Origin of the sequence: Bradymonas sediminis, assembly GCF_003258315.1 — a bacterium.
Lineage (GTDB): Bacteria > Myxococcota_A > Bradymonadia > Bradymonadales > Bradymonadaceae > Bradymonas > Bradymonas sediminis.
In genome coordinates this window covers 2,671,563-2,697,943 of sequence record NZ_CP030032.1, presented here as the reverse complement: position 1 = coordinate 2,697,943, position 26,381 = coordinate 2,671,563, and the positions used below count along the sequence as shown (strand labels likewise).

The following is a 26,381-nucleotide window of genomic DNA, read 5'->3' as shown; positions in this document are numbered from 1 at the left end:
GAGGGCAGCGGGCGTTAAGGCTCGCTGCTCTCTTCTTTTGCGTCGTCGTCGTGCAGCTTTTGCCACCAGCGCTTCACCGACCCGGCGGTCCACGCCAGCGGCGCGGGCGGCAGCGAGTCGAGGAAGTACGCCCCGTAGCTCTTATTGGCGATGCGCGAGTCCAAGATCGCGACGATCCCCCGGTCGCGCCGCGAGCGAATCAACCGACCAAAGCCCTGCTTCAGGGTCAGCGCCGCCTGGGGCATCGAGAAGTCGCGGAAGGAATTTCCGCCGCGCGATTCGATATCATCGAGGCGCGCGCGCGTGAGCGGGTCGGAGGGGTTTCCGAAGGGGAGCTTGTCCAAAATCACCAGGCTCAACGCCTCGCCCTCGACGTCGACCCCCTCCCAAAACGAGCTCGTGGCGAAGAGCACCGAGTGGGTGTCGGCGCGGAATTTTTCCAGGATTTCGGACTTCGAGGTCTCGCCTTGTTTGAGCACCGTATAGTCGAGCTTGTGGGCGACCAGGTCGTAGACCGCGTTCATATTCGCGTAGCTGGTGAATAGGATGAACGCGCGGCCTTCGGTCACCCCGACCAGGTACTCGACGATGGTGGCGACATTTTCAGCAAAATCAGGGGAGTTCGGCGGTGGCAGCTTTTTGGGGATATAGAGCGCGCATTGGTTCTGATAGTCGAAGACCGCCTCGAGGACGAGCTCATCGACCTTAAAGCCTTTTTGCCCCGGCCCGGTCATGCCCAGGCGCTTTTTGAAGAAATCAAAATGCCCGCCGGTCGACAGCGTGGCCGACGTAAAGACCAGGGTGTCGTGCACGTCGAGCAGGCGCTCGCGCAGCAGGCTGGCCAGGTTGATGGGCTCGGCCTGCAAGAAGATACCCTGGTCGTGCTTCTCGATCAGATAGGCGTATTGGCTATGCTTCTGGCCGAGGATCATCGCCAGGTCGGTCTTAATCTCGTGGCAGCGCTCGGTGAGGCGCTGGCGCGTCTCGCCAAGCTCCGAGAGCCCCGACACCGCGCGCTGCAGCGCGTCGAGGGCCTCGCCGAATTTCAGCCGGCTCTCGTCGATTTTGTCGGATTGCGGCCCCTCGAGAATCTCCTGCAGCGGGTATCGACCGTTATACAGGCCGAAGCTCGCGAAGCTAAAGAAGTCGGTCTGCACCGTCTTTAGGGTGGAGAGCGCCGCGTCGACCTTGGCGGACTCGACATTCTCATCGGCCATGGCCCGCTCGATATCGCCGCTGAGCTCGCGGATGCGATAATTCGAGACCTGGATGCCGAAATAAGAGGTCGCCACGTCTTCGAGGTGATGGGCCTCGTCGAAGATGACGGCGTCGTATTCGGGTAAAATATTGGCGAATCCGCGGCCCTGCAGCGCCAGGTCGGCGAAATAAAGGTGGTGGTTTACCACGACGATATCGGCTTCCTGGGCGCGCTCGCGCGCGCCGAAGACGAAGCAGTCGTCATAATACGGGCATTTTTGCCCCAGGCATTGCTCTGAGCCGACCGACAGGTCGTTCCAGGCGGCGAAATCATCGGGGAGTCCCGGGATCTCGGCGCGGTCGCCGGTGGTGGTCTTTTCGGCCCATTTGACGATGGTGGACCAGTGGGGGGCGTCCTGGTGGCGGCGGAAATGCGGGCGCTGCTGCATATCCTCGAAGCGCGCCAGGCAGAGGTAATTTCGCCGCCCTTTGAGCTGCACCATATCGAAGGGGCGCGGCCAATGCTTGCGCAGAAAGGGCAGGTCCTTCTCGAAGAGTTGCCCCTGCAGCGCTTTGGTGCCGGTGCTGACGATGACCCGTTTTCGCGACAGGAGCGCGGGGACCAGGTAGGCGAGGGTTTTGCCGGTGCCGGTGGCGGCCTCGACGAGGAGTGGGCGGCGGGATTTTATGGAGTTCTCGACCGCCTTCGCCATCTCTAGCTGAGGAGCACGAAACTCGTAATTCTCAAGGACGCGGCTCAAGAGCCCGTCCTTCCCCAGGATATCGTCGATGGATTCGGTCACAGTTGATTTGTTCAGTAGAGGGTTGATTTGCACCCGGCCATTTGGCGCATGCCGGGTGCAAATGTCAACGCTCTTGTGATGCCGGGAGGGGATTAGTGGCCGGCAGCAGCGGCTGCAGCCTCACCGGCGGCCGCGGCGGCCGCGGCTTCCTCGGGGGTGTTGATCTTCTCAACATGGGTCGCGAGCGACAACAACCAGGCCAGGGGACCGGCGGCGAAGCTCAAGAGCGCGCCCAATTTGAGCATGCCTGCGGTCGTCTCGTCGATATGCCAGCCCTGGGCCGGGGCCTGGCTGAGCGCGACCGTGGTGACGAAGAGCGCGACGGTAAAGCCGATACCGGCCACGCAACCGATGACGGCCACCTGGGGCATGGTGATGGGGTGCGGCAGGCGAAGGCCCATTTTCTGGCCGGCCAGGGTGAACACGAAGATGCCGACGGTTTTACCGACGATGAGCGACAGGAAGATCAACCAGGTGATGGAGCCGGTGAGGGCTTCGCCGTTGAGCAGCACGCCCGCGTTGGCCAGGCCGAAGGTCAACAGGCCGACGTCAACGATGGGGGAGATGAAGTGCTCGAATTGCTCCATGGTGTCGTTATGCGGGTTCTCGGAAGCCTTGAAGAGGCCGGCGTCACGCTCAGCATGCGGCATAAAGGGGACGACCGGGACCAGGGCGAGCGCGGCGTGCACGCCGGTGTTGTGCAGGCCGAACCAGCACAGCGGGCCACCGATGAGCAGGTAGGGCCAGAAGCTCTTGACGCCCTTGCGGCGCATGCCTTCGCAGATAAGGATGGCCAAGACGACCAGGCCAAGCCACTGCACGTGGACTTCCGGGGTATAATAGACCGCCAGGATCAACATGCCGATGAGGTCGTCAAGGACGGCGAGCACCAGCAGGAAGGTGACGGCGGGGTGAGAGCGGCCGAAGATCAGCCCGGCGAACAGCCAGCAATAGGCGATATCCGTGGCGGTGGGGACGGCCCAGGCGGCGCTGGCGACGTCGGCTTCGATGCCCAGCATCGCGTGGAACAGGAAGAACGCGCCGACCGGCCCAAGCACGCCACCGGCGGTTGCGATCGCGGGGAGCGCGGCTTTTTTGACGCTCGACAGGGCGCCGCCGGGCAGCAGACTCTCGGAGACTTCTTTGGCCGCCATGCCAAAGAAGAGCACCATGAAGATATCGTTGACGATGAAATGGAAGCTCATCCCATGTTCGGCTTCGCCGCCATTTGCCACAATATTGGCCTGGTCGGTGATCCATTGGAGGCCGGCTGTGATCCCGCCTTCAAAGAGTACCGAGAGCGGGGCTTCGATGACCGCATGGTAGGTAGCCTGATCGACGTTGGCCCAGATAAGCGCGAGGACCGTGCCGATAAGCAGGAAAGCGGAGAATTCGCGTAGCCGACTAAAAGTGCGTGTTAAGGCGTTCGATGGCAACATGTTATTTCTGAGCTAAAGGGTGGGGAATGAGCTTCTAAACTAACGTTAATTAAATCTTAGTACTCGCGTTCTTTGGCTTCGGGGACGCTGGCGAAAAGGGCGCGAAACGGGTCCGCCTCATCGCCATAGATATAGCCGGGCCCGAGCCCGGCGGCCTGTTCGCTAAACGCGTCGGCCATGGTGTCGCTGGAGGGGGCGCGGCTGCGCCACCGCATCGCCTGGAGTTGCGCGGTTTCCCATTGTGCCTGGAGCACCTGAACGTCATTGAGGTTCGTGGGAAGTCGATCGGCGAAGGCAAAAAGTACGCGCCCGGCGACCCGCGCATCTTCGGTCGCCCGGTGAGCCTCTTTGGCCTCGATGCCGAGCTCTTTGGCGATGCGGCCGAGGTTCTTTCGGCCCAGGTTTTTGAAGAATTGTCGCGCGAAGATCAGCGGGTCGAAGGTCGGCGCGTTCTCCGGCCATTGCAGCCCGCAACGCTCTAATTCGGCGGCGATAAAGCCTTTATCGAAGCTCAAGTTATACGCGACGATGCCGACGCCCTGAAGCCAATCATGGACTTCCTGGGCGACCTCTTCGAAGCGGGGCTTGCCCACCAGGTCTTCGGGCTTGATGCCCGTGAGGTCGACGACCTCCTGGGGGACTTCACAGCCCGGGTCGATAAGCTGTTCGTAGCTATCGACCACCTCACCGCCGACGAAGCGCAGGATACCGATCTCAATGATGCGGTCCTGGTTACAGTCGAGGCCGGTGGTCTCCACGTCCAATACGGCGAGGTCAAGATCGGCCCAGTTTTCGGGCCAGACAAATCCCGAGTCCGGGGTGCCTGTTGAGTCTTGAAGAGCTGATTTCTGGTCGTGTGTTTGAGACACCGGCGTGGCCTCTGCTGCAATGTGATGGGCGCTTGGAAGTGCGTTTCGCGCGGGATTATGCCATTTTGAGGCTGTCTGTACAAGGACAACCCGGGGCGAAACGCGGCAATTCGGGCGGATTTAGCGGCGTCCGATTCCGGTCGCCCGGCGCACCCGGTCCATGACTTCTTCGACGGCAGGGCGCACGCGCTCGGCGCCGCTTTGAAGCACCTCTTCGAGGTAAGCTTCGTCGGCGCGAAGGCGCTGGTATTCCTCGCGATAGGGCGAAAAATAGGCGTCGAGCTTCTCGAAGAGCGCCTGCTTGGCGTGGCCGTATCCGTAGCCGCCGCCCAGGTAATTCTGGCGCATGTCTTCGAGCTCGGAGGGCGTGGCGAAGAGTTTATAGAGTGTGAAGACGTTGCAGGTGTCCGGGTCCTTGGGGTCTTCGAGCGGGGTGGAGTCGGTGGCGATCGCCATGCATTGCTTGCGCAGCTTTTTAGGCGGCAAGAGCGGCTCGATTAGGTTGCCGTAGGACTTCGACATCTTTCGCCCGTCGGTGCCGGGCACCGTCGCGACGTTCTCTTGGACCTTGGCGACCGGCAATTTCAGCGCGTCCACGTTGAAGGCGGCGTTAAACTTCTGCGCCATGTCGCGGGTCATCTCGAGGTGCTGAATCTGGTCCTGGCCGACCGGGACGATATCCGAGTCGTAGATGAGGATATCGGCCGCCATCAACACCGGATAGCTGAAGAGCCCGTGGCTGATCTCTTTGCCGCGCCCCTCGGCGTCGGCCGCCTTATAGGCGTGGGCGCGCTCGAGCAGGCCCATATGGGTCACGCAGCTTAGCAGCCAGGTCAGCTCGCAGACCTCGGGGATATCGGATTGGCGAAAAAACGCGGATTTTTCGGGGTCGAGTCCAAAGGCCAAGAAATAAGAGGTCAATTCATAGACCGACGCGCGCATGGCCTTCGGGTCGCGCGCCGTGGTCAGCGCGTGGTAATCGGCCGCGAAATAATAGGCTTCGTACTCATCTTGAAGGTCAATCGCGGGGCGAATCATGCCCAGATAATTGCCAAGATGCGGAAATCCGGTGGGTTTAATGCCGGAGAGGCTACGTTTTTTCGACATGGTTTTTCCAACTTCGAAAGATGCTAAAGCGACACTTAAGAGGTCGATACATTTTATCGTCGCCAGACCTAGCACGCGGGGCGCGCGTTTGTCATGACAATCGTTGGCGCGTGTTTCGAGGCGAGCAGGGTGAGCGCTGCTCGCCTCGATTGGGGCTCAATAATCGATGACCGCTTCGCCTTCGGCCGAGCTCACCAGGAAGTTGACCGCGGCGTCGTTCGCATCGGTGTCTGAGGACAGGGTGAAGTGGCCGGTGTCCGGGTTGAGGTACGCCGCGGCGGTGAGCGCATCGCCGTTGAAGGCGGCGCGGTTGGCTTTCACCGGCGTCGGGTAGGACTCGATGGCCCGCAGCCCGTAGGGATCGATCTCCCAGCCGGCCTGGTTGACGGGGTGGATATCGCCGGCGGTCAGCAGCGCGTTCATGCCGAGCACCGAGGTGGTGTCGTCGTGTTGCCCGTTGATGATGAAGACGTTGGAGCCGCCCGGATGCGCGGGCCAGCCGGCCCAATGGGGTGCGTAGTTCTGGGTGTCGACGACGTCGGCGCCAAGTTGGGCCATATGAATGATTGGGTGAAAGCGGTCTAACTCGCTCTTATCCTTGAGCAATTGCCCGAGCAACGCGACGATATCGAAGGGGTCTTTTCGCGAGAGAATCGTCTCGGTCAGGTAGGCCGACACGCCGTTGAATAGATAGGTGTCGATGCGCGGCTCGCTCGCCGCGACCAGGGTGCCGACCAGCGCGCCCTGGGAGTGCCCGCCATAAAAGACGCGGTCGGTCTCGATGCTGGGCAGGTCGGGGTCGTTGGCGATCTTCTCGCTTAAGAAGCGGATAAAATAGCTGGTTTCGGCGGCCTGCTGGCGAAACACCGTGCGCCCGGAGACCGGGTTTAAGAAGTTGAACGAGTCCATGGTCGGGTCGAAGGTGCGCTCGCCGCGAAATTCATGAAATTGCGCGACGAACTCGGCGATGGCGAAGCCGTTGTCCAGCGCAGCCAGCCAGTGGCGCCGGCTCACGTTATTGCCCAGCACGGCGCCGGTGCCGCTGCTCCAGACCAATAATTTAAGCGGACCCGGGTGGTTCGGAGGTACCGTGACGATAAACGGGACGTTCTCCCAGCGTTGGATGACCGGCTTGCCCTGGTCGTCGAATTCCAGGCCGCCCTCGGTGCTGTAGGGGGGCTCGCCTTTTTGGAAGATCGGGAAGGGCGCATAGCCGACATAGACGTGTCGTTTATCGTTGGAGATCGAGTCGTCGAAGACCAGGCCGCTGTGGTCTTTGACCGGTGTCGTTTCGTCCCAGACAACCTCGCGCATCGCGCGCAAATCGGCGACCGGGTCCTGGGTGTGAAAGACGGTGGCGACGGCGATATCGTCGGCGCTCAGGCCGGCATTGGGCAGGCAATCGCGCAGCGGGGCGAAGCTTGCGTTGAGCGTGTCGTCATCGCCGTCGCCATTGAACGCGTCGGCGAATGCCTGCGGGCGGGCGGTCGACAGGTTCGGCCCGCCGAAGCTCGTCTTGACGACCAGCGCGTAGGGGGTTGCCGGGGCGAGGACCCAGCCAGGCATCGGCGCGACCTTGAGGGTCTGGGCGTCGATAAATCTCGTGGCCTCCGCGTCGAAGACGACCTCGAGCGGGGTGCGCTCACCGCAGGCGTCTTCGCTGAGGTTTATCAATTGGACGTCGGCCTCGGCTTTGAGCGTCTCCTTGGGCGTGGGCAGCGCGTCGGCGCTGAGCCCCTGCGCCTGGCTAAAGGGAATATAGATGACCGGAAGATTCGAATACCCGCGCACCGCGCGAACGGCGTCGATATATTTGGCGACGAAATTCTCGCTCGCGTGGGGCAAGTCCGACAGGTCCACCCCGCCATCCGGGTGCAGGCGCGCGTCGGAGGGCCATGGCATCCGGTAGAAGTCCGTTTTGCTCGGCTCATAGCGCGGCTTCAGGTCGCCGTCGGCCGCCTCTACCCGCGCAGGTTCCTCGGCGCTCGCGTCGACTTCGGCGTCGCCGCAACCCGCGAAAAGAGTCAGGGTGAGCGCGGCGAGGCAGGTGGAGCTGGTGAGTCGAATGCTGAGGCTTGAAAGGTGCATGATTCGTCGCTTTGAGGGGCAAGAATTAGAGGTGAAGGCAGGTCAAAATATCTGCGCATAGGGTATCGAGTTTCGCGCCTTCTGGATAGTCGAGACTTTTGGTTTAATAAGCCCGGCGGCGCCGCGCTTGCTCAGTGACACAGGCCCGAAGTCCGGGTTGGCGGCAGTCGCTCGCCGCGTCGTCGCGCCCAGTCCACCCAATCGGGCGGGATGCTGGTGAAGACTTCGTCGCGCACGAACTCGGCCGGACACTCCGGGCTGGCCAGCAGCCCGTTTCGTGTGTCGATGGCCAGGGATTTGTGGATTGCGCAGGCTTCTTCGGGGGCGGCCTCGGCGCTGAACAATTCAAGGCGAGTGGTCGGGCAATGGGGGCCGGGTTTGTGCCCACTGAGGGTGCAGACGCGATGGGTTTCGACCGCGTCGGGGCGCGGAAACCAGGGGACATCGCCCGCGTTGGCGGCGTCGGGGTAGAGCGCCTGGGTCACCTGGCGCATGATAGGCGCCGCGCCGGTGATGCCGCTGGAGCGTTGCATCGGCGAAGCGTCGAAATTTCCGGCCCACACGCCGATGGTATATTCCGGGGTCACGGCGAAGGTCCAATTATCGCGAAAGCCGTCGCTGGTGCCGGTCTTTGCGGCGACGCGATAGGGAAAATACAGCGCGCTATATCGCCCGAAACCCTGCGCGCGTGCGGCGTCGTCGCTGAGGATATCCATGAGGATATAGGCGGTCTCGGGGCTGAATATCTGCGCGTCTTTGACCGACGTTCGGAAGGTCGGCTTAGTGGGCGCAGGCAGGGCGTCGTCCAAAAAGATGCGAAGCTCTTTTCGTGTCCCCAGACGCCCCAGGGTGGCGTAGGCGGCGGTGAGGTCGCGGAGCCGCACCTCACCGTTTCCCAGGGCGACGCCCAGGCCATAATGCGCGTCGTCCTGGTCAAAGGTGTCCATGCCGAAGTCGCGCAGTGTGTCGAGGACCTTTTTGACGCCGACCGTTTGGGCCACCATCACCGCCGGGATATTGAGCGAGCTCGCCAGGGCCGCGCGGGCGCTGACCGGGCCGTGGTAGGCGCGGTCATAATTTTTGGGGATATAGACACCCTTCTCGGTTGGGAATTCTGTGGGGAAGTCGGCCAGGGTTTCGGCGGCGCGATAGCCCTGCTCGAAGAACGCGCCAAAGACGAAGGGCTTAAGCGCAGAGCCCGGCTGGCGCAGGGCGAGGACGCCGTCGTTTGCGCCGCCATGCTCCTCAGCCCAATAGTCTTGAGAGCCGACCCAGGCGAGCACCTCGCTGGTTTGAGTATCCAAAATGACGACCGCGGCCTGGTGGACATTCTTTTTTTCAAGCAGCGATAATTCGGCGCGCACGATATCCTGCACCGTCTTTTGAAGGTCCAGGTCGAGCGTTGTTCGGATGAGTTTAGGGTGGGCGTTGAGGTCGTCTTCGGCGCCTCGATTGCGCAACTCTGTCAGCACATATTCGCTAAAATGCGGGGCGAGGACGCGTCGGTCGGGCCGAAGGATGACGAGCTTTTCGGCGACCGCGGTTTCGTATTGGATTGCCGAAATAACACCGCGCTCGCGCATAAGATTGAGGATGCGCTCTTGAACTTTTTTGGCGCCGGCGAGGTCCTCGTAGGGATTGTAGAGGCTGGGCGCGCGCGGGATGCCCGCGAGCAGGGCGGCCTCGGCGAGGCTGAGCTGGGCGGGCGGTTTGTCAAAATACATCCACGATGCCGCGCTGACCCCGAAGAGCTGGTTTCCGTAGGGCGCGCGGTTGAGATATTGCGCGAGGATTTCTTGTTTAGACGCGCTCTTCTCCAGGCGAATCGCCAGCACCGCCTCGCTGAATTTATTGAGGAGGTTGCGCGAGGCGTTGCCCGAGCGCAGCAATTTTACGACCTGCTGGGTGAGGGTCGAGGCGCCGCTGATGACCTCCAGGTTGCGCATATTTTGCCAACTCGCCCGCCCAATAGCGAGCGGGTCGACGCCAGAATGCGCCCAAAATCGGCGGTCTTCGGCGTGGACCGTGGCGTTGATGAGGTGGTCGGATATCTGCTCCAATTCGACCTGGCGCGCGCGCCCCTGGCTGCTGCCGAGCACCTCGCGCAGCCCCCGCCCGTAGCGGTCGACGATGCGGGTGCTGGTGATATTTTGCGCGGAGAGCAGCCGGTCATCGAAGGGCGTAAACCAGACCCACGCGCCGAAAAACAGCGCGCAGACCCCGCAAACTACCGCCAAGATTAAAGGGATTTTTGCGCGGCGTTTCACTTAGTCGATATCCACTTTTCGGGCGTCGCTCAGGCCGTAAATCGTCGGGTCATACATCGCCTCAACTTTGGCCGCGGGCGCCGTGAATTTGCCGGGCGTGGTGGCGCGAGCCAGGTACGCGTGGCGGTAGATGCCGGGGGTCAGCCGGGACTTAAATAGGGTGACGCGGTCGTCCAATTGCTCGCTAAAGTCGAAGTTCATGGGCCAATAGGACCACCACCAGCCGGCGTAGGTGCCGTTTTCGCCGGCCAATTCCCGCTTTTCGAGCGCGCGCGACGTGGTTTCAAAGCTGGTGTTGATGGCCTCGAACCCGGCCGGCAGCGGGTCTTCGACCGCGATATAATGGCGCTCTTCGGGGACGGTCAACGTGAGGCGAACCTTGACGACTTGACCGGGGCGAACCGACGCGATGGCTTTGCCGGCGTCGGGGCCGTCGGTGGCAAAATACTCGCGATGAAGGTGAAGGCCGCCGTCAAACGCCCGGGTGGGCGGCTCGGTGGGCGTCGAGGTTAATTTCGCGCTATAATAGAGTGGCCCGCCGCTTCCTACCTGCTTAATCGTGAGCAATTGGCCCTCGAATTTCGCCAGATCTTTCATGGGGATAAAGACCTTGCGCGGGCGAATCTCTAACTTGTCGAAGTGCTCGCGCGCGACCACCGTTTGCCCGGTGCCGACCAGCACCTCATAGTCGGGTTTTTGCTGCTGGGCGCGGCCGAAATACTCGCCGAGCGCCATCAGGGCGAAGGCGGTGTTCTGAGTGTTTTGCCAATGCCCATTGGCGCGCTCGCGCAGCAATCCCTGGGCGAATTTGGGGACCAGGGCGTCATCCGGGCGCATGCGCATCAGCGCGATGAGGGCGACCGCGTTTGCGCGGGTCGCGCTCTGCCAGATTTGCCAGCTATAGGGGTCGCGGTAGTCCACGCCCTGAAGCGTCGCGGCGCCACCATCGCCCCCCAGATCCACCTCGGCAAACGCAAGGACGTCGTCCAAAAGTTGCGTTCGATATTTCGGCGTGGCGTTGGCGCTATGCATCGCCATGGCCAGGAATAGTTGGGCGCTGCGCGGCATATTGTCGCGCTTTTGGTAGAGCTCGACATGATAGGCCGGCTCGGGCACGCCCGCTTCGGCCAGCACCCACGCCGCGAATGCCTTGGTCGCAAGCGCTGAGCGCATCCCGTCTTTGGGCAGCGGCGTCTGCTGGCGAAGGATGCCGCGCAGATAGTCGATAAGCTCGACATATTGCCTGCCATCGACCTGATGCGCGCTGGCCTCGCGCGCGCGCACCGCGGCGAGCGCGGCGTAGACGCTGGACCATGCGTGGGCGTGGGACTGGCCTGACCAATAGGCGATGCCGCCTTTTCGCGTCTGGCGCTTCATCACCTTTTTGAGTCCCTGGTCGACCCTTTTGTCGATGGCATCGGCGGTGAGCCCGGGGATATCCAATCCCTTGGCCACGTCGCGCATCGAGATAAGTCCCAGGACCTGGCTCGTGACCTGCTCGGTGCACCCGTAGGGGTATTGGACCAGGTAGTCGAGGCCCGGCAGAAGTTCGGCGAACGGCGAAGATGACAGCGTAATCTCAAGCCCGCCGACGTCCTTTCGGATGGTGTCGGGCAGCTCGATGCGCCGCCGCATCGTCGGCTTCGCCCAGGTTTGGTCCAGGGCGAGGGTGCCGGTCTGCAGATAGGTGTCCTCGGCGGCGGGGTATTTGACCGGCAGGGTGACCTCGACGGCGTCGGTGGTCGCCGGGGCATCCACGGCGGTCGCCACGAATCGGATCTTCGCCTCGCCGGGGAGACCGGCGCTCACGGGGAACCCAACTTCCTGGTTGCCGCCGGCTTTAAGGGTGATGGTCTTTTTAGTCTCTTTGCCAAGGATAAGCGCGCCGTCGATGCTCACCTGAACCTCAACCTTTCCCTTGAATTCGGCCATGGCCTGGATGACCGCGCGTGCCTCAAAGGCGTCGCCGGTCGAGGCGAAGCGGGGCAGGGCGGGGCGGACCATCAGAGGCTTGTTGACCGTGATGCGCGTGTCGGCCGAGCCAAAGCGGTTCTTGGGGCCGACGGCGACCGCCATCAGGCGGTAGGAGGTGAGGCTATCGGGCAGGTCGAAATCAACGGTCGCCTCGCCGCTCGCGTCGACCGTGACCAGCGCCTTAAAGGTCGCCGCCGCGGCGAAATCACTGCGATAATTCGTCGCCACGCCGCCGCCGCCGCCGCCGCCCGAGTCCGACTTCATGCCGGCTCGCTGGGCCGCCAGGTCCGCGTGGGTGTCCAGCATCAGGCGCGTGTCGCTATTTCGCACGCCGAGTGGAACGCTCGCGAAAAAATACTCGCCGGGAGAGGGCGTCTGGTAGCCAGTCAGGCTGAGCACACCCTGGTCGACCGCCATGAAGGTAACCTCGCCGCTGCTCGGGGCGCCCTGGTGGTCGCGAAGTTGGACTTTGGCGCGGACCCTGGCGCCCGGGCGATAGGTTTGCTTGTCTGGCTCGACGCTGACCGCCAGGACCTTATCGCTATGGTCGACCTTGATCTCGGTGTAGCCGATCTTAAAGCTTGGGCGGCCCGGGTCATTTCGATTCTGGCCGGGCTTGGGGTTGGCGCTGGGCTTGGCGTCGGTGCGCCCGCGGATCAGCGAGACCGACACAAAGGCGTTGGGCTTCATCGCGTCGGTGATGGGAATCTCGACGGTGGGGCTATTGCCTTTGAGCTCGGTCGTGAATTGCTGAATAATTGAGTTTTTCTCGACGGTTATCAGGGCGTTCGCCTGCTCGAAGGGCGACTGAATCATCAGGGTCGCGACCTCGCCGACCTTATATTTTTTGGCGTTCGCCACCAGCTCAATTCGCTCGGTGTCGTTGCGGTCCCAGACGAAAGAACCGCCGCCGTAGACATAGAAGGAGTCGGCGCTCTGAAGCTTATTGCCCAGCGCGTCGGTCGACTCCGCCAACACGCGGTAGGAGCCGGTCCCGGCGAGCTTAAAATCGCAACCGACGGGGGTTGATTTGCTGGTCAGAATGCAGGAGTCAACGGGAGTATCCTCGGTCGACGAGACCCAGCTATAATCGCCGCTGGTGTTCTTTTTGCGCTCGGTCTTCCACTTGCGTCGAAGCACGCGCAGGGTGATCTTTTTGCCCGCGACGGGGCGTCCCTGGTGGTCGGTTGCGATGGCTTTGGGTTGGACAACTTCGTCGTCGCGCACAAGATATTCGGGCTGAGAAACACCGACATAATATTGGCCCGGGTGGACCTTGATGCTCGCGCGCCCGCTCAACTCCTGGCGATTGATATCGGTGATGCTCGCCTCGATTTGGACGCGTTGGGGCCCCTGGAAATCCTTGTCTTTAGGGATGGCGATCTCGACATCGAGGCGGCCGTCGTCACTTAGCACGCCGCTATCATCGCTGAGCGTGCGTGACTCCGATGCGTCATAATACCAATAGTTTTTGGTGTCCGGCCGAAAGCTAAACGCCGGGAAGTCCGCGGCATAAAACCAGCTATGCTCGCGCCGCACGTTCCAGTTCGTGGTCGCGCCGCGCATCGGGGCGCCAAAGAGGTAGCGCCCGCGGATGGCGACCGAGGTGTTGGCGCCATCTAAAACCGCGGGCTTTTTCGGCTCGACGAGGACCTCGAATTCCGGGGTGCGATATGCCTCGACGCGGAAGCTGCCGGTGTCGTCGCTCTCAAGGTCGTCGAGCCCTGGAGTGCCGGCCTTTGCGGCGTCGCTAAGGACGGGCGTGGCCTTGATTTGATAGCTGCCAAGGCGGGCATCCGCGGGCAGCTTGAGGTCCAGGGAGTAGCCGCCAAGCGGGCTAAGCTCGACGGTCTCGAGCGCGATATTTTGCCCGCGCGGGTCGCGGATATCGAGGGTGAGCTCTTTGGCGGGCATCTCCTCGAGGCTGCCGCGATTTTGCAGGCGCGTATAGCCCTTGATATGGACCGTGTCGCCGGCTTTATAGACGCCGCGCTCGGTGAAGATAAAGGTCTTCGCCGCCACAGAGGCCATGCCGGGGTAATAATAGACGTCGAAGCCGTACATGCTGACGCTGGCCGACCAGTCGTCGAGCTCGAGCACGGTCATATCATCGCCGGCTGCGGCGCTGATGACGCTGATGCCGGCGGCGTCGTCGCCGACAAGGGCTGCGGTAACGAGGCCGTTTTTATCGGTCTTGCCGCGCCATTTCTTCGCCCCATCTGTATGCCAGAGCGCGACCTCGGCGTCGGCCACCGGCTCGCCGGTAGACAGGCGCGTGACCCAGATGAGCGCCGACTGCGCGTCTTTTTTTAGGGTGATGCCAAGGTCGGTGAAGATGAGGATCGACTTGTTCGTGCCGTCGTGATGCTCGCTGGCCAGGTCGGGCGCGATAGTTTGGATATAGACCGCGCCGTGAGGTTTCTTGAGGGTCTGCGACAGGTCGATATCGTGGATTTCCGCCTTGCCCAACTTCTGGCTCTTACCCAGCGTGTGCGTCTTCGGCTCACCCAGCCCGTCGGGCAGCGAGCTCGAGTCGAGGTCCCAGAAGTTGGCGTATAACAGGGGCAGTCGCGCCGGCGGGATCTCGGCGACCTTAATGCGCGTCGGCTGCGCCATATTCTCCAGCCTGAGCGGGATCGACGGCACCTGTTGCTCCCTGGCGTTCTCGATGACGCGCACCCCGCCAGAGGACATCTGCAAATTGGGTCTATTATAGTTGACCTTCCGGCTATAGCGCTGCCCCTTGTCGAGGCGGTTGCCGAAGACGTCAACGCAGTCGCGGCTTACGATTAGGGTTTCGGTCGCGCCTTGCGTGACGTTCTGAGGGGAGACGTGAACACGGCTCTGATAGGTGTAGTGGTCGAGACCTTTATTGGTCTTCGCCGAGGCGAATCGGATGCACTTATCCGCTGATTTAGGGTCGATCGGATTGCTAAAGGTGACCTTCCAACTCGAGGAGCGCCAGCATTGGTCACTATAGCCGCAGTCGATATTGGTGATGGTGAAGTCGCCATAGGCCTCGAATACTGCCTGGTAGCCGCGCTCGCTATATCGCTGTTGGTAGCGCTTCTTTTGCGCGTTGCCGAGGGCCACCTTTTTGTTCGTGATCCCGAAGGCGAGGGACTCGGTGCCACCTCGCGCGCGCAGCGCGCCGTCGACGTTTAACGTGTATGTCGCGTGGAGTTTAAACCCCTCGACGGGCTCCACGATGAAGCTGGCGCCGCCGGACACGGCGGATTGGTGGGCATCCAGCGCGGTGATATTCGTTTCCAGCGGTTCGGAGTCGCGGCGCAGTTCGAGATGTTTTTGGAGATCGCTCAGCTCTACGGGCAGGTTAAAGTGAACCTTGAGCACGGAGCCGGGCTTTAACTTCTCGGTGTTGGTGCGCGCCCAGACCGATAGGAATGGGGTGTGGAATTTGAAATTCGCCTCGCTCTTAAGCAGCGTGCCGTCGGCGCTTTCGACGCCCGCGGGGACCCTCACCGTATAATAGGTCGACGGGGCAAAGGGCTCGGCGGGGTGGAAGACCGCCATGCGCGTGCCGACCCAGGAGAAGGTGCCGGGGACCGGCGGGTCGATCTCAAAGAGCGGCGTGTCTGACTTCTGCTCGCGCAGCGAGGCCTCGACCATCGGCTTATTAAACGAGACGCTGATGACATTCGAGAGGAGCTGTTCGGTCGAGGGCTGAGTGACCTGGGCTACCAGCGGCGCGTCGGCGTCCGCGCTCGTGGCGCTGCTCGCCGGGAAGGCGCCATAGCTGCTCAATTCGTGCTCGGGCTCGCCCAGCTCACCCTTTGCCGTGCAGCCTGACAGCGCGCCCGCAAGGCTCACAAATGCGAGCGTCGAGAGAGCAGCGCGCGACAATATCTTTTGAGTAAACATAGCGTATATATCAGACAAAAAGTTCGAGAGTAGAATGTGCGATGTGGCCGGTGTGCATTTTATCTGCTTTTAGGGCGCAACATTGAATAGATCGAATTGCCCGGTTGTTCGGGGGGAGCAAGGGCCTTGTTATATTGTCAGTAGATGCTTCCATCAAGCACAGAGGTCTGCCGCCAAATAATTGATTTGCCCGGTGGTATCACCGGGCAAGTCGCGATATAGGATGCTGTTGGGTCGGCGCAATTTATGCTTCAACTTCGAGAATATCAAGCTGCAGCCGGGGCCGTTTGACCGGCCCTCTCGATGCGACGCGCGGACCATTCCGCTGGCAGTCCCATGCCTCTTCACTAAAGGTGTCTTAATGCGTCACGCATTCCTGCTTATTTGCATTCTCGGAAGTATCTTCGCCGCTTCGACCGCGCTCGCCGGCGTGAAGGTGGGGGATGCCCCGCAGGTCGAAAGCCAGACGGCGCACGCCACACCCTTTGACCTGAAAGAGCAGCGCGGAAAGGTCGTGTTGGTCGAGTTCTGGGCGACCTGGTGCGGCCCCTGCCGCAAGGCGTTGCCAGTCTACTCGAAGCTGGTGGACGCGTACGACGGGAAATTTGTCGTCGCCGCCGTGAGCATCGACGGCGACCGGGCAGATATGCTGAGATTTATGGACGCGTTGCTTCCTCAGGCGCGCACTCAACAGGGGTTCAATATCCTATGGGAAAAGAAGCACCCGCTGGCCAGCCAATTCGGCCCTCCGTCGATCCCGACAGGCTACTTGATTGACCCCAAGGGTGTGGTACGTGAGGTCTATACGGGCTTCGACAAAGGCTCCGAGGCGCAGCTTAAAAAGGATATCGAGAGGCTGCTCTCACAGCCGAAATCCTCGGCTCAAAAGAAATAGGGTGAAAATAGGGCCCAAGTCGCGTATCTTCCTGGCGTCCCGAGTTGGAGTCGCTTGTTATGTGAGATAGGTATTTCGGCTCTGGAACATTGAAAATACTCTATCTGCTCAATATTCGACTTCAGGTTTGATGATGATGATTGTAGTGCGCGCCCTGGCAAAAACTAGCGGGATGGCTCTTATTCTAATGTTGGCGGGAGCCTGCGGCGACAGTGGAGATGGCCCGGAAGAGTCGATTGAGGGCGTTTATAAGGTCGCGTCTCATACGCGCAGCCTCGGTGATTGCGCCAAAGAGGGGGCTCCCTTCGATGGGGACACCTTATTTAAGCTGTCGAAGAAAGACGGCGTGCTGCGCTATCAGACCTGTGAATTGGCCGATACCTGTCATGACCCGGACCCGAGCCGTCAGTTCAAGCAGCGCGACGGCGCCGAGTGGACGGGAATCAAGGCGTCGGCGACCAAGCGGCGTGAGACATGCAACGCCCAACTCGCCGAGCGAGTTGCATCGCCGTTAAATGGCGATAATATCCAGATTGAAGTGCGCCAATACACCGGCGAGTTCGCGCGCGAAGAGGGACAAGATTGCGACGAGGCGTTGATCATCGCCAATCGCGACGCCCTGAGTTGCCACCAGCGCGATATCATCAAGGCGACGCTCTTTGAGGCGCCCTGAGCGGGCGTCGCTCAGCCAGGCGTGACCGGTTTCACTTAATCGAGAAAGTACCAGCGAGGCCCCAGAAGATGAGTAAGAGCGTAAAAGAGATACTCAGCGCATATCCGGTTGTCATTGAGATGCCGGTTTCCTGGGGCGATATGGACGCCTTCGGGCACGTCAATAACAAGCGGTATTTTGGCTATTTCGAGGACGCGCGTATTGCGTATTTTGCCCAGGCCAAGGTCGCCGAAGTCAGCGGGATGGCCTCCGGCATCGGTCCGGTCCTGGCCTCCACCTCGTGTCGATTTCGGGCGCCGTTGAAATTTCCCGACTACCTGGGGGTGGGGGCGCGCGTGGTCGATATCGAGGAGGACCGATTTACGGTCGAGCACGCGGTGGCCAGCCAGAATTTGGGGATTATCGCGGCGCTGGGCGAGGCGCGTGTGGTGAGCTTTGACTTCACAAAAAACGCCTCGGTCCCGGTGCCCCAGGAGTGGCTGCGCGCGATCAAGGCCCTCGAAGGCTAAGCGCCAAATCGGGCCGTTGAATTCGATTAATAGAACTAAGAACCTCAACACGAAGTTATAAAATATGAAGAATTACGATGTCGTCGTTATCGGCAGTGGCCCCGGCGGAGAGGGCGCGGCAATGACCGCAGCCAAGAATGGCCTGTCGGTCGCGATTATTGACCGAGAAGATGAAATCGGCGGTGGTTGCGTGCATTGGGGGACCATTCCCAGCAAGGTCTTGCGCCACGGGATTCAGCGCTACGATGAGTTCCGCAATAGCCCGCTTTTTCAGCCCGCGATGAAATATCTGGATATCGAATATCCGGATATGCTGCGCGCAGCCCAGGGCGTCGTGACCCAACAGGTCAAGCAACGCCGCGCGTTCTATGAGCGCAATGATGTGCGCATCATCGACGGGCACGCCAGCTTCTTGGACCCCAATACGGTGCGCGTGACCAACGCGGCGGGCAATACCGAAGATGTCAGCGCCAAGCACTTTATCATCGCGGTCGGCACCAACCCCTGGCAGCCCAACGACATCGACTTCGATCACCCAAGGGTGGTGGATTCCAACTCGGTGCTGCTGCTCGACGAGACGCCCAGCTCGATCATTATTTACGGCGCCGGGGTTATCGGCTGCGAATATGCGTCTATTTTCCGACATCTCGGGTGCAAACTCGACCTGGTCAACACGCGCGATAAATTGCTGTCCTTCCTCGATGACGAGATCATCGACGCGCTGAGCTATCACCTGCGCGACCAGGGCACGATTATTCGCCACAATGAGACCTATGACCGCGTCGAGACCCACGATGACGGCGTGACGCTTCACCTGAAGTCGGGCAAGAAATTACACAGCGATTATTTGCTCTGGGCGCAGGGGCGCACGGGCAACACCGACGGGCTGGGTCTTGAGAACGTCGGCTGCCCGGCGAACTCGCGAAAGCAGCTCGACGTCAACGAGCATTATCAAACCTGCGTCGACCATATCTACGCGGTGGGCGATGTGGTCGGGTTCCCCGGCCTGGCCAGCGCGAGCTACGACCAGGGGCGTTTTGCGGCGAGCCATATTCTGGGAATCGACGACCGTCGTCTGGTCGAGCATATCCCCACTGGCATCTATACCAGCCCCGAGATCAGCAGTATCGGGCCGACCGAGCGCGAGCTGACCGAGAAGCAGATTCCCTATGAGATGGGACACGCGCTGTTCCGAAGCCTGGCGCGCGCGCAAATCGTGAAGAGCCCGATCGGGATGCTTAAGATTCTCTTTCATCGCGAGACCTATCAGATTCTTGGCATCCATTGCTTCGGCTACCAGGCGTCTGAGATTGTGCATATCGGCCAGGCGATTATGAGCCAGCCCAATGGAGCCAATGATATCCGGTATTTCACGGACACGACGTTTAACTATCCGACGATGGCCGAGGCGTACCGCGTCGCGGCGCTCAACGGCATCAATCGAGTGAAGGCTCGCTGAGCACGCGCTCCCTGTCATTTGCCGCGCCGAGGCCTGATTGCCTCGGCGCGGCTGACCGAAGTCGCGCTTTGATTGCATAAATGACGGGGTTATCTAAGATCATTTTGCTGGCGCAATTTTGCGTCGGGTACGCGCCCACCGCACCGGCGGCGCTCAGATTGACCCGGAGCGACTCTACCCATGACCATGGCATCCAACGCGCAGCACGCCCCAGGGGATGAATACCTTGGGAAAACCCTCGACGAGCGCTATCGGCTCGACGCGGTGATTGGCGCCGGTGCCATCGGCAAGATCTACGCGGGCACCCAGCTCGCCGTCGACCGAAAGGTCGCCATTAAATTATTGCATCCATCGGTTCGGGGGCGAGAGCTCGGCACGGAGCGCTTCTTGCGTGAGGCGAAGGCCGTCGCGCGCCTGAGTGACGCGAGCTGCCTGACGCTCTTCGACTTCGGGCTCGATGAGTCGCTCAATTGCTTTTATATGGTGACTGAGTTCGTCGAGGGCCTCACCCTTGCCGAGCAACGCGCGAGCCGCGCCCTCGAGGTCGACCAGATCTATTATGTGCTCTTTCAGGTCACCACCGCGCTGGCCCACGCACACGAATGCGGCATCTTGCATCGCGATCTCAAGCCCGAAAATATCATGTTGGTCCGCTCGCCCCAGAGCGAGGAGGGGAGCTTTGAGACGGTGAAGGTGCTCGACTTTGGCCTGGCGCGTATCCGCGAGGAGGCGGGCACGTCGGGGGAAGCCGAACCCGCCGGGAGCCTGGTGGCGCCTGCGACACCGCGTGTCGATGAGCATACGCCCGAGCCATTTCGCTTAACACATTTTGGCGAGCTCAATGGCACCCCGGCGTATATGAGCCCGGAGCAGTGTCGGGGGGACTTAGACCTCACCCCTGCCTGTGATTATTACGCCCTCGGGGTGCTCGCCTACGAGCTGTTCGAGGGGCATTTGCCCTATCGTGCCGAGGGCGTCGCGCAATTGCTGTCGATGCATTTGGAGGAGCCGATTCCCCCGATGACTTGCGCCGATATCCCGACCGAGGTCGAGGACATGATCTACCGGCTCATGGGGAAGAACCCTGAGTTTCGCTTGCAGTCGAGCCAGGAGGTCCTGGGGGTTTTGCGGGCGCATATGTCCAGGGAGCGCGTCGAAGACCTTTCGTTGACCAGCCTTGACCGGTTCCGCGCGCCGACGCCGACGCCGATGTCTGCGGTCGCCCAATCCGGCGCGGAGACGCTGGCGGATTTCGACCCGTTGGAAACGCCGATTCCGCGAGCCGCGATTATTGAGCCGTCGGTGCGCGTTGAGGAGGCGAATCCAGAGGAATCCTCGCCGGATGATGAAGACGAGTTTGAGCCGGCGCAGGAGGGCTCGGGGCGAATCGCGCTGGCGCTCCTCGTTGGGTTTATGGTGGTTGGGGGATTGGTTTGGGCGATAAGCGGTAGCTCGACCGGCGGTGATGGAGCGGAGGTCGCGGAGCATCTCGAGCGCGCATCGGATCAGAGCGCCGCGGTGAGCGAGGCGGCCGCACAAGGCGGTGAGGGGGGTGTGATCGCCGCCGACAACGCGCCCGCGATACGAGCGGTGGACGCGCAGGGAGCAGATGTCGGAGCAGCTGCCGATGTGCTGGGTGATGCCGACGATGATGTTAATTCGGACGCCGCCGCGTCGCCTTCCTCCGAGCCCGCACCTCGGGTAGAATCGAGGCCAGCGAAGGCGCGTCCTCGAAAGCTCGAACTAACATATTAAGCCCGTTCTCAGACTATGACTCCACCGCGTAATTTAATGTGGCAATTCGCGCTCGCCCTGGGCCTATTGGGTCTGGGGCCGACCGCTGCGTGGGCGCATTCGAACGCAGATTCCAACGCGCGGATGTTGGAGCTTAATGAGCAGGGCTTCGCGGCGTTTGGCGAGGAGGATTACCTGCGGGCAGCCCGGAAGTTTGAGGCCGCCCATGACTATGTCGCGGACCCGATTTTGCGCAAGAATGCGGCCATTGCCTGGTTTAAGGCTGAGCGTTGCGTCGAGGCGAGCGAGGCGGCGGTGTTCTTTTTGCTGGCAGAGGGGACGCTGCGCCAGGACCGCGACGAGGCGCGCTCGGTGTGGGGGCATTGCCAGCTCGACCAAGCCGACAGGGCGTTCGCGGCGGGAGACGTCGACCGCGCCGAAGCTATCATTGCCCGCGTGGACGCCGTTCGTACCGATGCGCGCGTCAAGCAGCGACTCGCCGGGGCGCGGATGCGACTCATTGAGATGCGCGTCAATGGGGCCGAGGGCGACTTAGACCGGGTAAGCCTTGGTTGGGGTCTGGTGAGCGTGGGCGCGGCGGTGCTCATAGGGACCGGGGCGTATCATCTGAGCGCGGACGGCCTTGACGGGGCGGCGAAGTGGGCGGTGCCGACGCTTTACGGCGCGGGCACGCTGAGCACATTGGGCGGGCTGAGCCTGGTCTATCTGGGCAATAATGCGTCGCAAGAAAGCGAGAAGCCGGCCGCCCTTAGGGCGCCGGCTCCTGCTTTTGAGATCGGTTTGTCGATGCGTTTTTAGTCCCTTTCCGTGCTGGCGTGAGAGACTCGACCCCGGGTTATGCCGGCTCGACAATCGAGGTGATCTGCCAGCCCTGACTTTGGGGCGGCGCGACAACCTTGATGTCTCGCGTCATTTGTTCGCCGAGGTCCGCCATGATTTTGCCGAGCGACTCGACCCACATGTCGGTGTATTTGCGCTCTCGACCACGCATTTGCATCACGAAGCGAACCTGATTGCCCTTTTCCAGGAACTTCTGTGCCCGGTTAAGCTTGGTTTGCAGGTCATGATCGTCGGTCTTCGGGCGCATGCGCACCGTCTTGAGCGACACGTTGTCGGTCTTCTTCGATTCTTTCTTGGATTGTTGGTATTTATATTTACCATAATCCATGATTCGGCAGACCGGCGGCTTTGCGTTGGGTGCAACTTCGACCAGGTCGAGGTCTTCTTCCTGCGCCTTCAATAGTGCTTCCTGCGAGCTTAAAACTCCCAGTTGCTCGCCGTCGGCACCGATGAGGCGGACCTCATCATAGCGAATCTCGCGATTGGTGCGGTGCGTGTCACTATTGCGGCTGTTCTGGTTCCTGCTTGAAGGTCTTGCGATAATTAATCCCTATGTTTTTGGAAAATAAAGTGAACCGTGGGCCCAGAAATTGAGCCCTGACCGGGTTATCTAAAACCGCGGTACGATGATGAACGTATAACCTAGTCCCACTATTTCGCCAAGCAAGCAAGAAGGATGCTCCGGCGCAAGATAGTTCCCCGCGGCGCTTATGCTGGCTTGCTGAGGAATTCCTGGATGGGGCCGTTGAGGCGCTCGGGGTGGTCCAGGTGGACGTGGTGATTGCCCTCAATTTTGAGCACCTCCAGGTTCGCCACCGCGTCCAGGCGAGGCTGAATGTCGGCGGACTCCACGGGCCAGCCTTGCTCGGGGCGCACCAGCAGCGTCGGGCAGGTGATGGCGGCAAAGAACGCGATAACCTGTGGCTCGCTCATATAGAGGTGAGTCGCACCGCGCAGGCGCAGGTCGTAGGTAAATCGCCAATACGCCGCCTCATCTTCGTCGGGCTCCACTTTTTCAAGCCCTCGCTTCATCAGCAGCGCCGCGCTTTTCTCGGTGACGCCGTAGATCTTTGCGATGATCGCGGTCGCCTCGGCCGGCGAGGCGAATTTTCGCGAGGATTTGGCGGCCAGGATTTGTTGCTCGGTGATCGCCTTGACCAGGTTCTCGGGGGCATCTTTTGGCGGCGCGCTATTGGGGCCAAACCCGTCCAGCAGTACCATGCGCTCGACGCGATCCGGGTAAGCTCCGGCCACTAGCGCGGCCGCGCAGGCTCCCATGGAATGGCAGAGCAGAGAGAATTTGGACCAGCCCAGGGCGTCGGCGATCTGGATAAACAGCGCGACCGTGTCGATGAAATGATAGGACGCGTCGGCGGCTCGGTGCGACGAGTGGCCGTGGCCGGGGAAGTCGAAGGCCACAATGCGCAAGCCCTCGAGCATTGGGGCGAGGGCGTCGAAGCTGCCGGCGTTGTCCAGCCAGCCGTGGGCGCTGAGCACCGGGCGGCCGTCTTCGGGCCCCCAGACCTTCGCGCTGATGGTGAGGCCGGGCACCTGGATTGTGATTTCTTGGGCGGCGGTGTCATTTGGGGCGTTGGTTGGCATGAGGAAGACCTGTGTAGGAAGAGTGAGGCGAGGGCGGCCCGAGGCCACGGTCGCTCATAATCGCGGGCTATTGGGCTGTCAATCCAGCGCCTGGGGGATCGGAGGCGCCGGAATCTCTTGCGCACACCACGGGGCGTGTTAGGTTGCAGCAGAAATTATCGGCCGGATTTCCGGCCCTCATCATATTCTCTAGCAGTCGAATTGAGTTATGGTTTCCCCGGTTAAAGCGGCGGTCAAAGATATTAAGCGTCTCCGCGAGATCAGCGGTGTTCTGACGCGTCACGGTTTTTCGGCGGTGGCGCGGCGCATGGGCCTCGGGCGGCTATTAGGCGAGCCCGAAGCGGCCGATGAGTTCGAGCGCGACGGCGCGGACCCCGAAGCCGAAACGCTTGATGGTGATGAGATATTCGGCAAGGACCGCCGCCAGGCGGCCGAGCGATTCCGAAAGGTGCTCGAGGAGCTTGGCCCGACCTTCGTGAAGTTGGGCCAGGTGCTCTCGACGCGCCCCGATATTTTGCCGCCCGAGTTTATCCTGGAGCTAAAACATCTTCAGGACCGCGTGCCGACGCTGAGCTTTGAGCAGATAAAGGCTCAGGTTGAGACCGGCCTGGGCGGCAATATGGAGGATTTTTACGCCGAATTTCGCGAGAAACCACTCGCCGCGGCCTCCATCGGCCAGGCGCATCTGGCGACGCTGTGCGACGGGCGAGACGTCATCGTGAAGGTGCAGCGCCCCGGGATTCGCGCCAAGATCCGAAGCGACCTTGATATCCTCTACTATCTGGCGCGCCTGCTCGAGGCGACCATCGAGGAGGTCGAGCTCTATACCCCGACCGCCATCGTTCGCGAGTTCGAGCGCGCGATTCTCGACGAGTTGGACTTCCTTAAGGAAGCCCAGAATATCGAGGAGTTCGGGCGCAACTTCGCGGAGGTCGAAAAAATTGAGGTGCCCGAGGTCTTCCATGACTTCACCAGCGCCGAAATCCTGACCATGGAGTTTATCGACGCGGACCGGCTCTCGGAGCTTGAAGGCGGCTCCGAGCGCGCGATCGAGGTGCTCGACACCTTGCTCAGCTCGCTGGTCAAGATGGTGCTCTACGATGGGTTCTTCCACGGCGACCCGCACCCGGGAAATATCCTGGTGCGCGAGGATAATACGGTCGTATTTATCGACTTCGGCCTGGTCGGCCGGCTCAGTGAGAGCCAGCAGGACGCGATCATCGACCTGGTGCTGACCGTGCTCACGGGCGATATCGACGGCATCTCGCGCACGCTCCTGGCCATGGGTAAGCCCATGGGGCGGGTGAATTTGCGCGAGTTCAAGGCCGATATCCGCACCATCCGCGACAAATATCTGGCGATGAATCTCGGTGATATCGAGGTCGGTGAGTTGGTCCAGGAGATCATGGGCGCGGCGCAAACGCACCGCATCCGCATCAACACGAATTACGCCGTGCTGAGTAAAGCCGCGATGACCATCGAGGGGATCATGCGCGAGCTTGAGCCCGACCTCGATATCATGGCCAAGGGCATGCCCTACGCCAAGCAATTGGCGGCGCGGCGCTTCTCGGCGCGAAAGATCATGCAGGGGGTGGTGAACTCCTCGATGGGCTTCTCGGGATTTGTCCAGCAGATCCCCCAGCAGATGGACCAGATCATGATGGATCTGGAGAGCGGTAACCTCACCATCACCATCAAGAATGACTCGATCGACGAGATCGGCACCTTCTTAAATACCCTGGGCACCCGCGTCTTCCTGGGCATCATCGCCGCCGGCCTCGCCGTGTCCGCCGCCCAACTTCTGCGCGGCTTTGAATACCAGGTATTTGGCACGCCGGTCACCGTCATCGGCGGGTTCCTGCTGGCCGCCATCGCCCTGGGTCTATTCTGGTGGGCGCTGACCTGGCATATCGTCGGCGGCAGCGCGCGCACGAAATTGCGGGTGAGTCCGTTTGTTCGCTTATTTCGACGCAAATAGGGCGCCGCTGGGGTATAAAGTCCGTGCGTATCTGGGTTCCTCTTATCTATATGGCCGAACGTGAATATATCTGCTCCGAATGATTCTCTGCGCATCACCGCCGATGACGCCGCGCGATTGCTCCGGGATTTGCAGCAAAATATCGAGTCGGTATTTCGCGGCAAACCCCAGGTCGTTCGGCATACGCTGGCCTGTCTTCTGGGCGGCGGGCATTTGCTGCTCGAAGACGTGCCCGGGGTGGGGAAGACCACGCTCGGGTTGGCGCTCGCGCGCAGCCTTGGGCTGAGCTTTCAGCGGGTGCAATTCACCAGCGATTTGCTCCCCAGCGACATCGTTGGGGTGTCGGTCTATCGGCCCGAGAGCGGTGATTTCGAGTTTAAGCCCGGGCCGATCTTCGCCGGGATTGTGCTCGCCGACGAGATCAACCGAACGACGCCGCGCACCCAGTCGGCCCTGCTCGAGGCGATGAGCGAGGGGAGGGTGAGCGTGGATAATCTCACCCATGATTTGCCGAATCCTTTTTTGGTCATCGCGACCCAGAACCCGCTGGAGCACCACGGGACTTATCCGTTGCCGGAGAGTCAGCTCGACCGGTTTTTGATGCGCCTGTCCATCGGTTATCCGGCGCGCGCGGTGGAGCGGCGGATTCTGGTGGAGCGCGGGCTGAGCGCGCCGGTCGCGGCGCTCAAGAGCGTGTTGGACGCCGAGCGGTTTCGCGCGCTGCAGGCGCGCGCGGCGGCGGTGCGCCTGGAGGAGACCCTGGTCGACTATTTGATGGAGGTGGTCGAGCGCACCCGGCTGGACGCGCGCATTCGCATCGGCGTGAGTACGCGCGGGGCGCTGGCCCTGGCGCGTGTGGCGAGGGCGAGGGCGCTGATTGAAGGGCGCGACTTCTGTATTCCGGATGACCTGCGTGCGCTCTTTGTGCCGTGCTTTGCCCACCGCATCGCGTTGGGCGGGGCGGCTGGAGACGCCACCAAAGAGAAGTCGGAGATGATCATCGAGGAGATCGTGTCGGGCATCGCGGCGCCGACCTGAGTGGGG

Annotated in this window: 17 protein-coding genes; 8 read left to right on the top strand and 9 right to left on the bottom strand. The window is 61.4% G+C overall.

Annotation, left to right across the window (positions count from 1 at the left end):
- Nucleotides 1-14: 14 nt before the first annotated feature.
- The 7 genes from DN745_RS10210 to DN745_RS10180 form a co-directional block, all read right to left on the bottom strand.
- Nucleotides 15-2,000, bottom strand: coding sequence for a DNA repair helicase YoaA (locus DN745_RS10210; protein WP_111334561.1), 1,986 nt, complete (start codon nucleotides 1,998-2,000; stop codon nucleotides 15-17).
- 92 nt (nucleotides 2,001-2,092) lie between these two features.
- The gene (locus tag DN745_RS10205) at nucleotides 2,093-3,439 is read right to left on the bottom strand and encodes a Na+/H+ antiporter NhaA (protein WP_111334559.1); all 1,347 of its coding nucleotides are present in this window, start codon (nucleotides 3,437-3,439) and stop codon (nucleotides 2,093-2,095) included.
- Between the two features lie 56 nt (nucleotides 3,440-3,495).
- Nucleotides 3,496-4,308 (bottom strand): 3'-5' exonuclease, encoded by an 813-nt coding sequence (locus DN745_RS10200; protein WP_162687589.1) that lies wholly within the window; start codon nucleotides 4,306-4,308, stop codon nucleotides 3,496-3,498.
- Between the two features lie 120 nt (nucleotides 4,309-4,428).
- On the bottom strand, nucleotides 4,429-5,415 hold the full coding sequence (trpS, locus tag DN745_RS10195; RefSeq protein ID WP_111334556.1) for a tryptophan--tRNA ligase: 987 nt from the start codon (nucleotides 5,413-5,415) through the stop codon (nucleotides 4,429-4,431).
- A gap of 156 nt (nucleotides 5,416-5,571) precedes the next feature.
- Entirely contained in the window at nucleotides 5,572-7,503 is a 1,932-nt protein-coding gene (locus DN745_RS10190) for a hypothetical protein (RefSeq protein WP_111334554.1), read from the bottom strand.
- A gap of 131 nt (nucleotides 7,504-7,634) precedes the next feature.
- Entirely contained in the window at nucleotides 7,635-9,740 is a 2,106-nt protein-coding gene (gene pbpC, locus DN745_RS10185) for a penicillin-binding protein 1C (protein ID WP_162687588.1), read from the bottom strand.
- 30 nt (nucleotides 9,741-9,770) lie between these two features.
- Complete coding sequence (locus DN745_RS10180; RefSeq protein ID WP_111334551.1) at nucleotides 9,771-15,626, bottom strand: Ig-like domain-containing alpha-2-macroglobulin family protein; 5,856 nt, start codon at nucleotides 15,624-15,626, stop codon at nucleotides 9,771-9,773.
- Between the two features lie 361 nt (nucleotides 15,627-15,987).
- Here DN745_RS10180 and DN745_RS10175 point away from each other — a divergent pair, with 361 nt between their 5' ends.
- The 6 genes from DN745_RS10175 (at nucleotide 15,988) to DN745_RS10150 (ending at nucleotide 21,715) form a co-directional block, all read left to right on the top strand.
- Nucleotides 15,988-16,521: a TlpA family protein disulfide reductase gene (locus tag DN745_RS10175; RefSeq protein WP_162687587.1), complete on the top strand. Its 534-nt coding sequence runs from the start codon at nucleotides 15,988-15,990 to the stop codon at nucleotides 16,519-16,521.
- 172 nt (nucleotides 16,522-16,693) lie between these two features.
- The gene (locus tag DN745_RS10170) at nucleotides 16,694-17,194 is read left to right on the top strand and encodes a hypothetical protein (RefSeq protein WP_133621789.1); all 501 of its coding nucleotides are present in this window, start codon (nucleotides 16,694-16,696) and stop codon (nucleotides 17,192-17,194) included.
- 68 nt (nucleotides 17,195-17,262) lie between these two features.
- Complete coding sequence (locus DN745_RS10165; RefSeq protein ID WP_111334546.1) at nucleotides 17,263-17,703, top strand: acyl-CoA thioesterase; 441 nt, start codon at nucleotides 17,263-17,265, stop codon at nucleotides 17,701-17,703.
- 64 nt (nucleotides 17,704-17,767) lie between these two features.
- Nucleotides 17,768-19,162, top strand: coding sequence for a Si-specific NAD(P)(+) transhydrogenase (sthA, locus tag DN745_RS10160; protein WP_111334545.1), 1,395 nt, complete (start codon nucleotides 17,768-17,770; stop codon nucleotides 19,160-19,162).
- Nucleotides 19,163-19,342: 180 nt separating this feature from the next.
- Nucleotides 19,343-20,917, top strand: coding sequence for a serine/threonine-protein kinase (locus tag DN745_RS10155; RefSeq protein WP_111334543.1), 1,575 nt, complete (start codon nucleotides 19,343-19,345; stop codon nucleotides 20,915-20,917).
- 36 nt (nucleotides 20,918-20,953) lie between these two features.
- Nucleotides 20,954-21,715 carry a hypothetical protein gene (locus tag DN745_RS10150; protein ID WP_111334541.1) on the top strand — a complete coding sequence of 254 codons (762 nt, stop codon included), beginning with the start codon at nucleotides 20,954-20,956 and terminating at the stop codon, nucleotides 21,713-21,715.
- Between the two features lie 37 nt (nucleotides 21,716-21,752).
- Here DN745_RS10150 and infC read toward each other — a convergent pair whose 3' ends face one another.
- Entirely contained in the window at nucleotides 21,753-22,298 is a 546-nt protein-coding gene (gene infC / locus DN745_RS10145; protein ID WP_111334540.1) for a translation initiation factor IF-3, read from the bottom strand.
- A gap of 167 nt (nucleotides 22,299-22,465) precedes the next feature.
- Complete coding sequence (locus DN745_RS10140) at nucleotides 22,466-23,359, bottom strand: alpha/beta fold hydrolase (protein WP_111334538.1); 894 nt, start codon at nucleotides 23,357-23,359, stop codon at nucleotides 22,466-22,468.
- A 208-nt stretch (nucleotides 23,360-23,567) separates the two neighbouring features.
- Here DN745_RS10140 and DN745_RS10135 point away from each other — a divergent pair, with 208 nt between their 5' ends.
- Nucleotides 23,568-25,337, top strand: coding sequence for an ABC1 kinase family protein (locus tag DN745_RS10135; RefSeq protein WP_111334537.1), 1,770 nt, complete (start codon nucleotides 23,568-23,570; stop codon nucleotides 25,335-25,337).
- Between the two features lie 60 nt (nucleotides 25,338-25,397).
- Nucleotides 25,398-26,375, top strand: a complete 978-nt coding sequence (locus DN745_RS10130) for an AAA family ATPase (protein WP_111334535.1) — start codon at nucleotides 25,398-25,400, stop codon at nucleotides 26,373-26,375.
- The last annotated feature ends 6 nt before the right edge of the window (nucleotides 26,376-26,381 follow it).

What these genes read in the sequence shown, in the direction of transcription:
- DN745_RS10205 (WP_111334559.1), bottom strand. Translation starts at nt 3,439, where the DNA reads ATGTTGCCATCGAACGCCTTAACACGCACTTTTAGTCGGCTACGCGAA.
- trpS (WP_111334556.1), bottom strand. Translation starts at nt 5,415, where the DNA reads ATGTCGAAAAAACGTAGCCTCTCCGGCATTAAACCCACCGGATTTCCG.
- DN745_RS10190 (WP_111334554.1), bottom strand. Translation starts at nt 7,503, where the DNA reads ATGCACCTTTCAAGCCTCAGCATTCGACTCACCAGCTCCACCTGCCTC.
- DN745_RS10180 (WP_111334551.1), bottom strand. Translation starts at nt 15,626, where the DNA reads ATGTTTACTCAAAAGATATTGTCGCGCGCTGCTCTCTCGACGCTCGCA.
- DN745_RS10175 (WP_162687587.1), top strand. Translation starts at nt 15,988, where the DNA reads ATGCGTCACGCATTCCTGCTTATTTGCATTCTCGGAAGTATCTTCGCC.
- DN745_RS10170 (WP_133621789.1), top strand. Translation starts at nt 16,694, where the DNA reads ATGGCTCTTATTCTAATGTTGGCGGGAGCCTGCGGCGACAGTGGAGAT.
- DN745_RS10165 (WP_111334546.1), top strand. Translation starts at nt 17,263, where the DNA reads ATGAGTAAGAGCGTAAAAGAGATACTCAGCGCATATCCGGTTGTCATT.
- sthA (WP_111334545.1), top strand. Translation starts at nt 17,768, where the DNA reads ATGAAGAATTACGATGTCGTCGTTATCGGCAGTGGCCCCGGCGGAGAG.
- DN745_RS10155 (WP_111334543.1), top strand. Translation starts at nt 19,343, where the DNA reads ATGACCATGGCATCCAACGCGCAGCACGCCCCAGGGGATGAATACCTT.
- DN745_RS10150 (WP_111334541.1), top strand. Translation starts at nt 20,954, where the DNA reads ATGTGGCAATTCGCGCTCGCCCTGGGCCTATTGGGTCTGGGGCCGACC.
- DN745_RS10140 (WP_111334538.1), bottom strand. Translation starts at nt 23,359, where the DNA reads ATGCCAACCAACGCCCCAAATGACACCGCCGCCCAAGAAATCACAATC.
- DN745_RS10135 (WP_111334537.1), top strand. Translation starts at nt 23,568, where the DNA reads ATGGTTTCCCCGGTTAAAGCGGCGGTCAAAGATATTAAGCGTCTCCGC.